12 protein-coding genes are annotated in these 12940 nt (G+C 44.9%); 9 read left to right on the top strand and 3 right to left on the bottom strand.

The features are described 5' to 3' along the window. Window positions 1-150 precede the first annotated feature (150 nt). From K2Q26_11515 to K2Q26_11485, 7 genes are all read left to right on the top strand, one after another. Window positions 151-1080, top strand: coding sequence for a bifunctional riboflavin kinase/FAD synthetase (locus tag K2Q26_11515; protein MBY0316142.1), 930 nt, complete (start codon window positions 151-153; stop codon window positions 1078-1080). 133 nt (window positions 1081-1213) lie between these two features. Next, window positions 1214-2887, top strand: a complete 1674-nt coding sequence (gene tadA, locus K2Q26_11510; GenBank protein MBY0316141.1) for a Flp pilus assembly complex ATPase component TadA — start codon at window positions 1214-1216, stop codon at window positions 2885-2887. After that, a complete protein-coding gene (locus tag K2Q26_11505; protein MBY0316140.1) occupies window positions 2884-3945 on the top strand; it encodes a PilT/PilU family type 4a pilus ATPase in 1062 nt (353 codons plus the stop codon). Before tadA ends, K2Q26_11505 begins: the two co-directional genes overlap by 4 nt. A 6-nt stretch (window positions 3946-3951) precedes the next feature. After that, entirely contained in the window at window positions 3952-5184 is a 1233-nt protein-coding gene (locus K2Q26_11500; GenBank protein MBY0316139.1) for a type II secretion system F family protein, read from the top strand. Continuing rightward, window positions 5177-6811, top strand: coding sequence for a PAS domain-containing sensor histidine kinase (locus tag K2Q26_11495; GenBank protein MBY0316138.1), 1635 nt, complete (start codon window positions 5177-5179; stop codon window positions 6809-6811). The genes K2Q26_11500 and K2Q26_11495 overlap by 8 nt, the downstream gene beginning before the upstream one ends. A gap of 142 nt (window positions 6812-6953) precedes the next feature. Next, window positions 6954-8366, top strand: a complete 1413-nt coding sequence (locus K2Q26_11490; protein ID MBY0316137.1) for a sigma-54 dependent transcriptional regulator — start codon at window positions 6954-6956, stop codon at window positions 8364-8366. 12 nt (window positions 8367-8378) lie between these two features. After that, window positions 8379-9041 carry a hypothetical protein gene (locus K2Q26_11485; GenBank protein MBY0316136.1) on the top strand — a complete coding sequence of 221 codons (663 nt, stop codon included), beginning with the start codon at window positions 8379-8381 and terminating at the stop codon, window positions 9039-9041. Between the two features lie 289 nt (window positions 9042-9330). Here K2Q26_11485 and K2Q26_11480 read toward each other — a convergent pair whose 3' ends face one another. Then, the gene (locus tag K2Q26_11480; protein ID MBY0316135.1) at window positions 9331-9984 is read right to left on the bottom strand and encodes a hemerythrin domain-containing protein; all 654 of its coding nucleotides are present in this window, start codon (window positions 9982-9984) and stop codon (window positions 9331-9333) included. Window positions 9985-10220: 236 nt separating this feature from the next. Here K2Q26_11480 and K2Q26_11475 point away from each other — a divergent pair, with 236 nt between their 5' ends. Continuing rightward, window positions 10221-10580 (top strand): hypothetical protein, encoded by a 360-nt coding sequence (locus K2Q26_11475; GenBank protein ID MBY0316134.1) that lies wholly within the window; start codon window positions 10221-10223, stop codon window positions 10578-10580. A 63-nt stretch (window positions 10581-10643) separates the two neighbouring features. Here the strand turns inward: K2Q26_11475 and K2Q26_11470 are convergent, their stop codons facing one another. Then, on the bottom strand, window positions 10644-11765 hold the full coding sequence (locus K2Q26_11470; GenBank protein ID MBY0316133.1) for a trypsin-like peptidase domain-containing protein: 1122 nt from the start codon (window positions 11763-11765) through the stop codon (window positions 10644-10646). Window positions 11766-11919: 154 nt separating this feature from the next. Here K2Q26_11470 and K2Q26_11465 point away from each other — a divergent pair, with 154 nt between their 5' ends. Then, on the top strand, window positions 11920-12402 hold the full coding sequence (locus K2Q26_11465) for a YajQ family cyclic di-GMP-binding protein (protein MBY0316132.1): 483 nt from the start codon (window positions 11920-11922) through the stop codon (window positions 12400-12402). Here the strand turns inward: K2Q26_11465 and K2Q26_11460 are convergent. Beyond that, window positions 12399-12940 (bottom strand): transposase (locus K2Q26_11460; protein ID MBY0316131.1); only part of this gene is annotated, 542 nt, incomplete at its 5' end. The two genes, K2Q26_11465 and K2Q26_11460, sit on opposite strands and share 4 nt — an antisense overlap.

Genomic DNA, 12940 nt, shown 5'->3' with positions numbered 1-12940 from the left:
GTTCCTACAAGCCAGCACAAAAGAATACGGTGCACCAATCCTGATTGCCGACTGTAAAATGCGGCAATTTTGCCAAAAAACCATATTTTTTTGCTTAAAAAAGACATATATTTAAATATAAATGAACTCAGGGTGTTGGCCTACTAAAATATGAAGATATTCAAATCTATTGACGACGTAAAAAATGCTGTCGGTGAATCCGTGGCCGGGCTCACCATCGGTAATTTTGATGGAGTCCATAGAGGGCATCAGAGCTTGATTCAAGAGCTTAAAGCCACTGCATCGGCGGGGCCACTTGCGGTGATCACGTTTGATCCTCATCCTGTGGAGATCTTGACCGGAATCTCCGTCGAGAGAATTTTTAAAGTGAAAGAGCAAATGCGCTTTCTCGCCGAGCTTGGAATTGATTACACTTTTGTAATTCCATTTGATGCCGCGATGGCTCAAGTGAAGGCTAAGGAATTTTTAGACCGTTTTATTTTTGATATTTTTAAGCCGAAGACGATGGTTGTGGGTTACGATTTCGTGTTTGGTCACAAGCGTGAGGGCACGATTCACATTTTACAAAGTCACGCGATTTCGAAAAATTGCAAAGTTCTTCAGGTTCCTCCTTTAAAATTGAATAACGAGATTGTCTCTAGTACTGCCATCCGAGAGTGTTTGCGAGCGGGAGACATCGAGAAGGCCAATCGATTCCTAGGGCGTACTTTTTTCATTGAGGGCCAAGTTTTAAAAGGGTACCAGCGTGGTCGAAAGCTAGGAATTCCTACAGCGAATCTGGGAGTGGATAGAACCGTGATTCCTCAAAGTGGAGTTTATACGACAAGAATTTCTATTGATGGAAGAGAGTACACTTCGGTGACCAACATTGGGCATAATCCGACCTTCGCGAATCAGCAAAGAACGATCGAAACTCATATCCTCGACTTTGATCAAGATATTTATGGCAAGGTCGTTAGACTCTTTTTTTATTCCCGCGTTCGCGAAGAAAAAAAATTCTCTTCCTTAGATGAACTCAAACAAGCTATTACTCACGACATTGATCATTCGCGAAATTATTTTTCTCAGAAAATAAAATAGCACCGCCCGATTTTGGTCCAGCTTTGTAAATGGGACCTAGCCGTCCGACCAAGACGATCTAATCTTTCTCCTCACTGATAACAAAATAGTCTAGAATTTTAATAAGTTAAATTGTAAACGAAAGGGCCGAAACGTGTCTAAATTAGCCGTTGCCGATAAAAAAGCTGCCGCCTCCGACAGTAATAAACTCGTACAAATTCAAGGTAGCAAAAAACCCAATGAATCTTTGACTGTGGCTGCCAATCGATTGGGAGTGGAAGATGAGCAGCTGGGTGCTTATCTCAGCGAATATTACCAACTGCCGTTTATCGATCTTAATGATTTCGAAATCGATAAAGATGCGATTAATCTATTAACAGGCGATCAGTGTCGCAAGTATTGTATTATGCCGATTTCAAAATCAGGCTCCACGCTGGTCATTGCTTTCGCAGACCCTTCCAACTTGTTTATGCGAGACGATATTGCCTATATTACTAAATGTAAAATTGAGCCTGTTGTTGCCACCGAAAAAGCGATTCGTGTAGCTCAAGAGAGATATTACCCCGAGAATCAAAACGTCAATCAGTTGTTCTCTGATGTCGAAGAGATTGACGAAAAGTCAGCGGTGATGGGTGTTGAAAGCGAAGATGGAGATGCGCCAGTCATAAAATTTGTAAATGCCATGTTTTATGAAGCTGTGAAAGACGGAGTATCTGATATTCACATTGAAGCTTACGAAAAGTCGGTGCGTGTCCGTTTCCGTAAAGACGGGATGCTTATTGAAAAGTATCGACCACCGGTCTCTTTAGGCTCGGCATTATCCTCGCGAATCAAAGTTATCGCTAAGTTAGATTTAGCAGAGCGACGTAAACCGCAAGACGGTCGTATTAAATTACGGTTTAAAGACAAAGGTGAGATTGATTTTCGCGTGAATATTATGCCGGTGGTTGATGGTGAAAAAGTGGTCATGAGGATTTTAGATAAATCCAAAGTGACGGGAATTAAACTTTTGGATCTCGGTTTTGACGACTCTCAGTTGGCCACGCTCAAGGCGGCCATCGAGAAGCCTCAGGGAATGATCTTGGTCACTGGGCCCACGGGGAGTGGTAAGACGACAACATTGTACGCCTCACTTCAAGAAATCAATGATCCGGCTATTAATATCAGTACGGCTGAGGATCCTGTAGAATTTAAAATTGAAGGTATGAATCAGACACAAACCAATTCGGATATTGGTTACAACTTTGCGGATGCGCTTCGCGCTTTCTTGCGACAGGATCCTGATGTGATTCTGGTCGGAGAGATTCGTGATACCGAGACCGCAGAGATTGCATTCAAAGCAGCTTCTACGGGTCACTTGGTGATGAGCACACTTCACACGAATGACTCACCGGGAACGGTCTCTCGTCTCCTTGAGATGGGAATACCTGGGTATTTGATTACGGCAACCATCGAGTTGGTCTTAGCTCAACGTCTTGTTGGTAAAATTTGCGGAAAGTGTAAAAAAGAAGACAAAGTCACCAACGACACTTTGCTTCGATTGGGAATGAAGGAAGCTGACGTGAAGGGAATCACTTTCTATAAAGGTGGTGGGTGTGAAGACTGTCTAGGCACCGGAGTTAAAGGGCGCGTCGCAGTTTACGAGTTTATGGTTATGACCGATGTTTTGAAAGATGCGATTATGAAGGGGGCCACGCCGGTTGAACTCCGCCGAGCAGCCATTGCAGGAGGAATGAAAACTCTGCGTCAGTCCGCACTTGAGAGAGCTAAAAAGGGACTTATTTCTTTAACCGAAGTTATTCAAGGGACGATGAAAGATCCAGTATGATTACCCTTGTACAACTGCTCAAGCTCGCAAAAGATCAAAACGCATCCGATCTGCATATCGTTGCAGGGAGTCCTCCGTGCTTGCGCATTGAGGGAAAAATTATCCGAGTTAAAACCGAGCCGCTATCACCGCAAAAAACCCGGGAGCTTTGCTTTTCGATTTTGAATGAATCGCAAAAGAGTCGATTTGAAAACTCGAAAGAATTAGATTTTAGTTTTGACGTGAAAGATCTTTCTCGGTTTCGCGGGAACTATTTCTTTCAAAAGAACTGCGTGTCGGGAGTGTTCCGTCGAATTCCGACCGCGATTCCTCATTATGGAGAGTTAAATCTCCCTCCGGCGGTGCCTAAGCTGACGAATCTTCCGAACGGATTAATCCTTGTGACTGGACCTACTGGAAGCGGTAAATCGACCACCATTGCCTCTCTGGTTCAAAAAATTAATGAGGAGAGGCAGGGACACATCGTGACTCTCGAAGATCCTATCGAGTTTGTGCACCCCCATAATAACTGTATTGTGAATCAGCGTGAGATCGGAACAGATTGTGTCGAGTATAGTGAAGGGTTAAAACACTTACTCCGCCAAGACCCTGATTATTGTGTGATAGGGGAGATGCGTGATCTTGAAACTATCGAAACGGCCTTGAAGCTTGCGGAAACAGGTCACTTAGTCTTTGCGACTTTGCATACAAATTCTGCAGTGCAAACTATCAACAGGATTGTGAGTATCTTTGCGCCCGAGCAGCAAGAACGGATCCGAGTGTTACTCAGTTTCACTTTGCAAGCAGTGATGAGTCAGCGTTTGGTGACTATGACCAATGGGAAGCGCACCCTGGTCGCAGAATTTTTATTGTTAAATCAGGGAATTCGTAATTTAATTCGAGAAGGGAAACTTCACCAGGTTCAGAATTTGATGGAAGTGGGTCAGGAGAAGTCAGGAATGAACACTTTAAATCAGGCTTTGGCAGAATTAGTGAAAAGTAAAAAAATCGCTGAAAAAGAAGCCTATCTCGAAACTGGAAATCCCGATGAACTTTTCAAGCTCTTGCAGCGTGGGTAATTCTTAATGGCTTTATTTAGGTATCAAGCGAGATCAATTTCGGGCTCTGCTGTCGAAGGTCAAATCGAGGCGAATAATGAGACCGAGGCTCGTGTAAAAATTCGCGCCAATAAGTTGATCCCTATCAAGGTTGAAGCGGGTGGCGGAGGAGCTGTCGGCGGTAGAAAAACTCAGTTTAGTTTTTCTACGGCGAGCAAAAAAGTAAAGTCCAAGGAGCTCCAGGTTTTCACAAGGCAGCTTGCGGTTCTGATCGCGGCCGGCGTGCCGATCGTTCCATCACTTGATGCATTATCCAAGGGGTCGAAGAGTCCCGCGTTAAAAAATGCCATCTTAAAAGTGACGGAAGATATTTCCGCGGGAAAAAAAATGGGAGAGGCCTTCGGTAAGCAGCCTCATATTTTTGACAAATTTTATGTGAATATGATTGTGGCCGGAGAAGAGGGAGGGGTTCTCGAAATCGTCTTAAGAAGATTAGCCGATTACATCGAGAAGCTCGTCAAAATTCAAGCGAAGATTAAAGGAGCTTTAGTTTACCCGATTGCTATTTTGGTGATTTCTATGGTGGTCGTGGGTGGTCTTTTAGTTTTTGTCATTCCCAAGTTCGCAGAACTGTTCACTAGCAGCGGAATGAAGCTCCCGGCACTCACCCAATTCGTCATGAATATGAGTGAGTTTTTGCAAAGCTATTGGTGGATGATACTTATCGGAATTGGGACTGTCATTTTTGCGGTAAAACAGTATTACAACACTACCACGGGTAAAGAAACTATCGATATCCTGCTTGTAAAAGTCCCTGTCTTTGGGGATCTCATTGTCAAAGGCGGATTGGCTAAGTTTACCAGAACACTTTCCACCCTTCTCACTGCGGGTGTACCGATCATGGATGCGATGGATATCGCCGGGCAAGTGTCGGGGAATACGGTTCTTGAGCGCGCCATTTTCCGAGCCAGAGACTCGATCGCGTCGGGGAAATCAATCGCGGTCCCTTTTGCGCAGGAAAAGATTATTCCAACACTCGTTGTTCAAATGATGGCTGTCGGTGAACAGACCGGGGGCTTGGACGAAATGTTAAGTAAAGTCGCAGATTTCTTCGAGGACGAAGTGGATGGAACCGTCGCCGCGATGACGAGTTTGATGGAGCCCGTGCTGATCGTGGTTCTCGGGGGCATCGTCGCTTTCCTGGTCCTCGCAATGTATCTCCCCATTTTCCAAATGGCGGGTGGAGCCTCCAATGGGTAACCTGGACAGGGCGACGGCCGATGCTGCGCCGAAGTCACCTGTCCGTTGGCAATCGTTGGACTTTTCTAAAAGTAGTTCTCAGCTTTTGACCGTTCAAACAGTTCGTATGGCCTTCTTGGCCATCGTGCTATCACTGACGGTCATCTACCAAGTTTTGAACTCTTCATTTATCTCTTTTGAAATATTTTTTTCCGTCTACTGTCTTCTCGCTGTTTCGTTTTTACTGAACAGCGCCTACATTCTCTTCTTAAGTTCGGCTCTAAAGCATTGGTACTGGACCGGAATTTTATTTGTGTGGGAAACGGTTTATGTATCTTGTTTGATTTACTTTATCGGTGTGAATCAATCTTTATTAGTTCTTTTATATCTTATTAATATCTTATTGTGCGGTGTTGTTTTTCAAAGACGCGGCGGAATTTATTTAGCTTTAATTACATCGCTCGCTTTTAGTGTTTTGCTCTCGATTGATAAGAGTATCCAAGGCAACACGCTTTACTTGGCCGTCGGAATTAACAATTTAGCGTTTTTCACTGTCGCTTATCTTTCGGGATACCTAAGTGAGCAGCTCAACTTTATGGGCGTTGAATTGCAAGAGCGTGGGCGAGATATCCGCGTTTTAAAAAATCTGAATAGTCTTATTCTTAACAATATCGGGTCGGGTCTACTGACGATTGATAATGCGGGGTTTGTTCTTCAAGAGAACCCTCACGCGCTCAGTCTTTTGGGCCTGTCCTCATCGGCCATTGGCAAAAAAGTCGACTCGATTTTCTCACCGGCCACGCTTCTGTTAAACAGTGATTTTTTAGGAATTAAAGATATTAAAATCACAGATGATCAGGGAGAGCTCAAAACCTTGCGGGTCAAGGTTTCCAAATTACTCGATGAGAGTGAAAAAAAACAGGGAGCGATTCTCACGTTCGAGGATGTCACCGAGCTCACTAAACTTCAAGGGCGAGTTCAGCAGAGTGAAAAATTGGCGGCTATTGGACAGCTGGCCGCCGGAATTGCCCACGAGATTCGTAATCCCCTCGCAAGTATCAGTGGTAGCGTGCAGCTGATGCAGTCCAATGCCAATGCTGATTCGGAAGATCAAACTCTCATGAGAATCGTAATTAAAGAAATCGATCGGCTGAATAAATTAATCACAGAGTTTCTTGACTATGCAAAACCTCAGGCTCCGTTGGATGATACAATCGATTTGTCTTTTCTGTTGGCCGAAATTGTGGATGCTATCAAGTTAGATTCTTCCTCCAAAGATGTGGAATTTATGCTTTCGATCAGCTCTGGAGTTGTCGTGCAAGGTCACAGAGATAAGATTAAGCAGGCTTTATGGAACATAATCATTAATGGCCTACAAGCGATGGAGGGAAAGCCGCGTCGCCGAATGGAAATTCAGTTAAAAAAACAAGCAGAGATTACGCTGTCCATTAAAGACTACGGAACGGGTATTAAGCCTGAGCACATTCATAAGATTTTTGAACCTTTCCATACAACAAAATCCAAAGGAACTGGTCTAGGTCTTGCCATCGTGCACTCGATTCTTGAAACTCACAAGGCCACTGTTGATGTGCGAAGTCATTACGGTGAGTGGACCGAGATGGTCATCACATTTTCCACTCCATCTTGAATTTCTACTCCAGAGTTTTCTCAAGATGTTAAAACAGGCCTATGGCCGGCTTCACTAAAGGCTGCAAGTATCTCCTTGCACATAAGGTCTAGGCATCAGAGAATATAAGAACGTTTCAAATCCTATTCATGGAGGAATACTGATGAAATCTCGAATATTAGTTGTGGATGATGAAGAGTCCATTCGAGAGTTTTTAAACATCATGCTTCGTAAAGAAGGCTATGATGTCACCTGTGTTGAAGATGGTCAGCAGGCTATGGATATGCTCAAAAAGAAATCATTCGAAATGGTGATTTCTGATTTGCAGATGCCTCAGGTGACCGGTTTAGAGTTATTAAAATTTGTTAAAGATAACTATCCCGATGTTCTTTTTCTTTTAGTCACTGCGTTTGGAACTACAGAAACCGCTGTAGAGGCAATGAAGTTAGGCGCATATGATTACATTACCAAGCCATTTAAGCTCGATGAAGTACGTATCAATATTTCTAACGCTCTTCGCAGTAAGAATTTCGAAATGGAAAACCGTAGCCTTAAGCGCGAGTTGACCAAAGATCATAGCTTTCAAAATCTGGTAGGTAACTCTTCGGCCATGCATTCTATATACGACATGGTTAAGCGCGTTTCTGAGACCCCAACTAATATTTTGGTGACTGGGGAGAGTGGAACCGGGAAGGAAATGGTCGCGAAAGCAATTCACTATAACGGTATGTTTAAAGACAAGCCTTTTATATCTGTGAATTGCGGGGCGATTCCCGAAAGTCTTATGGAATCCGAAATGTTCGGGCACAAAAAAGGATCCTTCACAGGAGCGATTGCCGATAAAGCGGGTCTATTTGAAGCCGCTGACAGCGGAACTTTATTTTTAGATGAAGTGGGTGAGCTTCCTCTGACCATTCAAGTGAAGATGCTTCGTGCGATCCAAGAGCGAGTCATTCGTCGTGTGGGTTCTACGGAAGATACCCATGTGAATGTGCGCATCATTGCCGCAACAAATCGCGATCTTGAGCAAATGGTGAAAGACGGCACTTTCCGTCAAGATTTATATTATCGCTTGAATGTGATCCAAATTCGATCACCGGGTTTGCGCGAGCGCCGCGATGATATTCCGTTGTTGGCAAAACACTTTCTTAAGAAGTATAACGAGCGCTTGAATAAAAAGATTTCGGGCATCAGCCAAGAAGCTTTAAATATACTTAAAAGTTATGATTACCCGGGGAATGTTCGAGAGCTTGAGAACATCATCGAGCGGACCGTAGCTCTTGAGGCGGGTGCATCCATTATTCCTGAGAGCTTACCTCCGTTTGTGAAGACGACGGGCGGCGGAAAACAGATCGTTTCCAGCGAAGGAATAGAAATCACCGAAGAAGGTGTGGATTTAGAAAAAATTATCGGTCAGATCGAAAAAGAATTGATCATTAAAGCCATTCACGCGGCCAATGGAACTAAGAAAAAAGCAGCAAAGCTGTTAGGTATTACTTTCCGTTCCATGCGGTACCGAATTGAAAAGTTTAATTTGGGCTCGGTCGGTGACGACGAACTCGATGAAGAAGGGTAGATAGAGGTTTTTATGCGTTTACGAAAAGTCGTTTTGAGTATGATAGCCATGTTTGCGGTCCACTGTAATAGCGGTGGTCCTGGATATGAATCTAAAAATGGCGATCCTACGGGTGGCGTTCCACCCATTCAAAAGCCGGCAGTTTGTAAAGTGGCCTTCGAACAGACCTGTTGGAAATCCACGGTCGAAAAGATCACAAGTTGCATGAAGCCTGATCAAGGTTTAGATCAATTTAGCAGTAGTCGTCAGGTGTGTGGTAATAATTCGGGAAAACTGATCCTTTTCCCGACTGCGGCCACTTTGTTCACCAATCCCTTCGATGCGATCCACAGCATGATTCAGTTTAAAGTCATTCCTGATCAGGCTGAGCAAATGAATGAATGTTTCGAGGTCAAGGGGACTCTTTCGAATCTCGAATTTAAAATCCTTGCCACAGGTGAGACTGCCCGTATTGCTATGGACGGAGAAAAGATGTCGTTCACTTGTGTTGATGGGCAACAGGTGATCATCCCTCGTGAAAATATCGATGATTGCCAGCAGGTTCACGGGAAGACCAGCGATGTGATTCCCGGTGTTGAAGCTGGTCCATTCTACGAAGGAAATCTTGAAAAAGGTTGGTTCTTTAAGATTAAGGGTGCGGGGATGAAGCAAGACATCTTCCGCTGTTACAACTAACTCGCGCGCTCATAAAATACTCAAAAATAAAAAACTTCGGACACCAAAAGACTCAGACAGGCCGCGGGAAGCGGAACTCGCCTTTTGGTATCCGAAGTTTTTTATTTTTGAGTATTTTATGAGCGGTGATTGAGTGTAACGAGACTCCCTTTTTTATGAGGTGTGATCGATGGTTTTTGGGGGTGTTTCTTTTCTTTGAGGGGTTTGGGTTGGTGTGGGCGGCGATGGAAAGACAAGAGGCTCCTTTCGGAGCCTCTATTTTTGTGGTGGGACTTAGATGGGATTGGTCTTAGTGATTGTAGACTTGATCGAGGACGCCGGAATTTTGCTTTCGCGTGCGTTCTTGGGTTGCGGCTCTCCACTGAATAAAATCATGGAGCATTTGTTCGCAAACCACGGGGTCTACGTTTTTTTTGATTTCTTGTAAAAGTTCGCTCTCTTCCTCTTTGATGTGATGGTCAACCATTTCGGCCAGGACCTTCACGTTCGCGGTCCACGTGTCATTGTCCGTGATTCCGTCGATCTCTTCGAGGAGGATGTCTGCCATATGATGCTCGACGACGCCCTCCGCAGTATCTAGAGTGAGATCCTTGCCGTTTCCGAAGTCGGTGACAGAGTAAACTGCTTTTTCTTCAGCGACAGAATGAGATTTTAACAAAGCTGAGAAATCAGCGAATGCGGTTTTGCGTTTGGATAAAGATTGGTCGCGATCTTTAAGAACTTTAATAAGATCCTTAAGATCATCGTGGTCGCGCTTGATGGCATCAACGATGTGTGTTGCAGGAGTACCCGTGAGAAAGGAGCTCACATTGTCGCGAACGGAGGTCGCCATATCTTTCGCCTGCTCAAATCCTGCTTGGATTGTGCGTGAAGACTGTGTCTTTAGATTCTTGATCTGGGTCTTCATCGTCGTGGTCTTCTTGGTGGTCTTTTTCTTTGTCATGGCTTGCTCCTTAGTAGTGCTGCTCAACACTCCAATACCATTGCATCATGCATGCCGCTTTATATTCGATCTGGGGTTCTATATTTATGAACCTAGGGGGATATTTGACCCATGGAAATAGAAATTGTTGCAAAATTACTTATAAGGCCCAATTTGTCTTAAGCTGCCGTGGCATCGACCTTGCAAAAATATCTGGGTTCAGGAGTCTTAAGGCTTCACTATATAGAGGAGGACAAATGGATACGACAAATTCTAACGCAAACTCGGAACGCTTCAAGAATGTAAAAAAAGTTGAAGGCAAAGTAGAGAAGAAGAATCAACCCGGAACTGGCAACGAAATTCTCAACGGCAAACCTGCAGGTTCTGGCTTAAATATGATTTCTAAAAATTTCGAAGAGTTGGTGGCGAACTATGTTCATGCAGCGACTCAAAAAGTCAGTGAGGGTCTTCAAGGTGTAGATCTTCCTAGCATTCGGAGGGTAGCCACCCGATACACAAAGAAATACCCAGCTTTGGTTATCATAGGGGCGGCAGCCATTGGTTTAGCTGTGGGATTGACGTATCTTCGGGCTTCTAAAGAAGACAGTCGTTCTTGATCGAGATGCGAACTCAGATCGAACCTCATAAGAAAGGGAAAGTTGAACTTTCCCTTTCTTATTTTAACCTTCGACATCCTCAAGGGTTACAGTCGTTTTGCTTTTTCGACCTTCACGGAGATAATCGACGACAACTTTATCTCCCACTTTTTTATCTTCGAGCAAATTGAAAAGGTCATCGAGATCTTCGATGGGCTTGCCATCCACATGGGTGATGATATCGCCCAGGATGACGTCATCCCTCTTGTCAACGGATCCACCTCGGAGACCGGCTTTCTGTGCGGCCCCTTTGGGTCGGGTCTGAGCAATCATAAGCCCTTTGTAACGAAAATATCTTTTGTAGTAATCGGGGAGCGGAATAATTCCTAAGCCTGGCTGAATCACTTTTCCGTACTTGATCAATTGTCCAACCACACGTTTGATCGTATTGGCGGGAACCGCAAAACCAACACCCGCGGAGTTTCCACTTTCCGAATAAATCGCGGTGTTCATGCCCATCAAGTATCCGCGACTGTCGATGAGAGGACCGCCGGAATTGCCCGGGTTGATCGCGGCATCCGTTTGGATCATGTCGCGAATAGTAATCCCCGTGGGAGAGGGAAATGATCGTCCGGTAGCGGAGATCACTCCAGTGGTTAATGTATGGGACAATTCAAAGGGGTTACCGATCGCAATTGTTTTTTGACCGGGGACTATTTTTGCAGAATCTGCCAGTTGGCTAGAGAATCCCTCGGGTAAGTCTTTGGCGCCATCGATTTTTAGAACCGCGATGTCTTTACGGGGCTCTTTACCAACAACTTTAGCGTCGTAGCTGCGACCATCTTTAAGAGTGACCTTTACTTTATTTGCACGTTGAACGACGTGGAAGTTGGTGACGATATGACCTTGCTGATCCCAAACAAAGCCCGAGCCAGCACCCGTAGGAACTTCGTGGACATCTGCCGAAAAAAAGTTACGTACGAGTGTGGTGTTATTCACATTCACTACGGAGTCCGCGAGGCGATTAAAGATATCGATGGAGTTTTTTTCGTCCTGTAAAAGCCAGCTTCTTTCCTCTTGGACAGGCTCAGGCTTTTGCGCGTTGGCGACGCTGGTCTGAGCAAACGTTTTCATGTGCGGCGCAAAAGCGGCGCCCGTCAGTAGGGAAAAAGAAAATAACAAAAAGAGTGCTAATAATTTTTTCATGATTGTTACCTCAGATTTCAGATTTAACTCTCTGGGGAGAGTGTTGGCAAGAGCTGGCCACTGGGGTCGGTCGAATTTCGCTACCATCGGCGCAAAAAATCTATTTGCTTTAGGGGTCTGAGGTGAGTAAAAACACAGCAAACAGGAGTGGATTATGCCGTCATTCGATATCGTTTCTGAAATCAATATCCAAGAGTTGGATAATGCCGTGAACCAGGCTCGTCGAGAAATGGAAAGTCGCTATGATTTTAAAGGCAGCAAGTCCGAAATCCAGTGGGATCGTAAAACCATCACCATCATGGCCGACGACGATTACAAGTTAAACGCCCTCAAGGATATCTTGCAGTCCAAGGCTCATCGTCGCGGCATCGATCTTAAAGCTCTCCGCTTTGAAAAAGCCGAGGCCGCCGGCGGCATGATGTGGAGGCAACCCGTGACCCTCATCCAAGGCATCGAAAAAGAAGCCGCAAAAAAAATCGTTAAAACAATTAAAGACTCCGGCCTTAAAGTTCAACCGGCCGTCAACGGCGATCTGGTGCGTGTGACCTCAAAAAGCATCGACACTCTTCAAGAGTGCATGCAATTCCTCAAAGGCGCGAGCGTCGAAGTGCCCATTCAGTTTAATAACTTTCGCTAGAACTCCGGTAGAGGCTCTCGGGTATACCTCCAGCGCTCGACCACCATCTGCCGCGCAATGGGTCTCTGCACTCCAAAGCCTTCCAACTGATTGATCTGAAGATAATCATTCAGTCGCACCGAATCCCTATACCCCATCACGACACGTGTGAATGGACGATAATCCCAAAACTTTCGACCCGAAGAGTTTTTAATCCATCGATTCACACCACTCACGGCCATCGCAATCGCCGCCGTCACCGCACGGATGAACTTAAAATATCCGTATCGATTGGAAAGCTTAATTTGGAGATGAAGATGATTCACATTTATCCCGTGATAGACCAGCGTCACACCATACTTCAGGCCAAACTTCTCAAGAATCTCTAAAACCTTCTTTTTATTCTTCGGCTTAGTAAAAGCCATGTCTCCCGTAGCCATAGTCGATCGAAGAACCAAATGGATGGTGCGCTTAGTATCTATGGGACGCCCCGAAGCTCTCCCTTTACGAGTCTTCAGGAGAATCCCGCCGTACTTTTTATCAGAGTCTTTAAAGAGTT

The organism is Bdellovibrionales bacterium (genome assembly GCA_019750295.1).
Classification (GTDB): Bacteria; Bdellovibrionota; Bdellovibrionia; order Bdellovibrionales; family JAGQZY01; genus JAIEOS01.
Note: the sequence above shows the minus strand (reverse complement) of the source record. Positions and strands in the feature narration are given on the sequence as shown.

Bases quoted from the DNA above. Each gene is read 5' to 3' on its own strand.
- K2Q26_11475 (MBY0316134.1), top strand. From the start codon at position 10,221: ATGGATACGACAAATTCTAACGCAAACTCGGAACGCTTCAAGAATGTA.
- K2Q26_11485 (MBY0316136.1), top strand. From the start codon at position 8,379: ATGCGTTTACGAAAAGTCGTTTTGAGTATGATAGCCATGTTTGCGGTC.
- K2Q26_11505 (MBY0316140.1), top strand. From the start codon at position 2,884: ATGATTACCCTTGTACAACTGCTCAAGCTCGCAAAAGATCAAAACGCA.
- K2Q26_11480 (MBY0316135.1), bottom strand. From the start codon at position 9,984: ATGACAAAGAAAAAGACCACCAAGAAGACCACGACGATGAAGACCCAG.
- K2Q26_11495 (MBY0316138.1), top strand. From the start codon at position 5,177: ATGGGTAACCTGGACAGGGCGACGGCCGATGCTGCGCCGAAGTCACCT.
- K2Q26_11515 (MBY0316142.1), top strand. From the start codon at position 151: ATGAAGATATTCAAATCTATTGACGACGTAAAAAATGCTGTCGGTGAA.
- K2Q26_11490 (MBY0316137.1), top strand. From the start codon at position 6,954: ATGAAATCTCGAATATTAGTTGTGGATGATGAAGAGTCCATTCGAGAG.
- K2Q26_11500 (MBY0316139.1), top strand. From the start codon at position 3,952: ATGGCTTTATTTAGGTATCAAGCGAGATCAATTTCGGGCTCTGCTGTC.
- K2Q26_11465 (MBY0316132.1), top strand. From the start codon at position 11,920: ATGCCGTCATTCGATATCGTTTCTGAAATCAATATCCAAGAGTTGGAT.
- K2Q26_11470 (MBY0316133.1), bottom strand. From the start codon at position 11,765: ATGAAAAAATTATTAGCACTCTTTTTGTTATTTTCTTTTTCCCTACTG.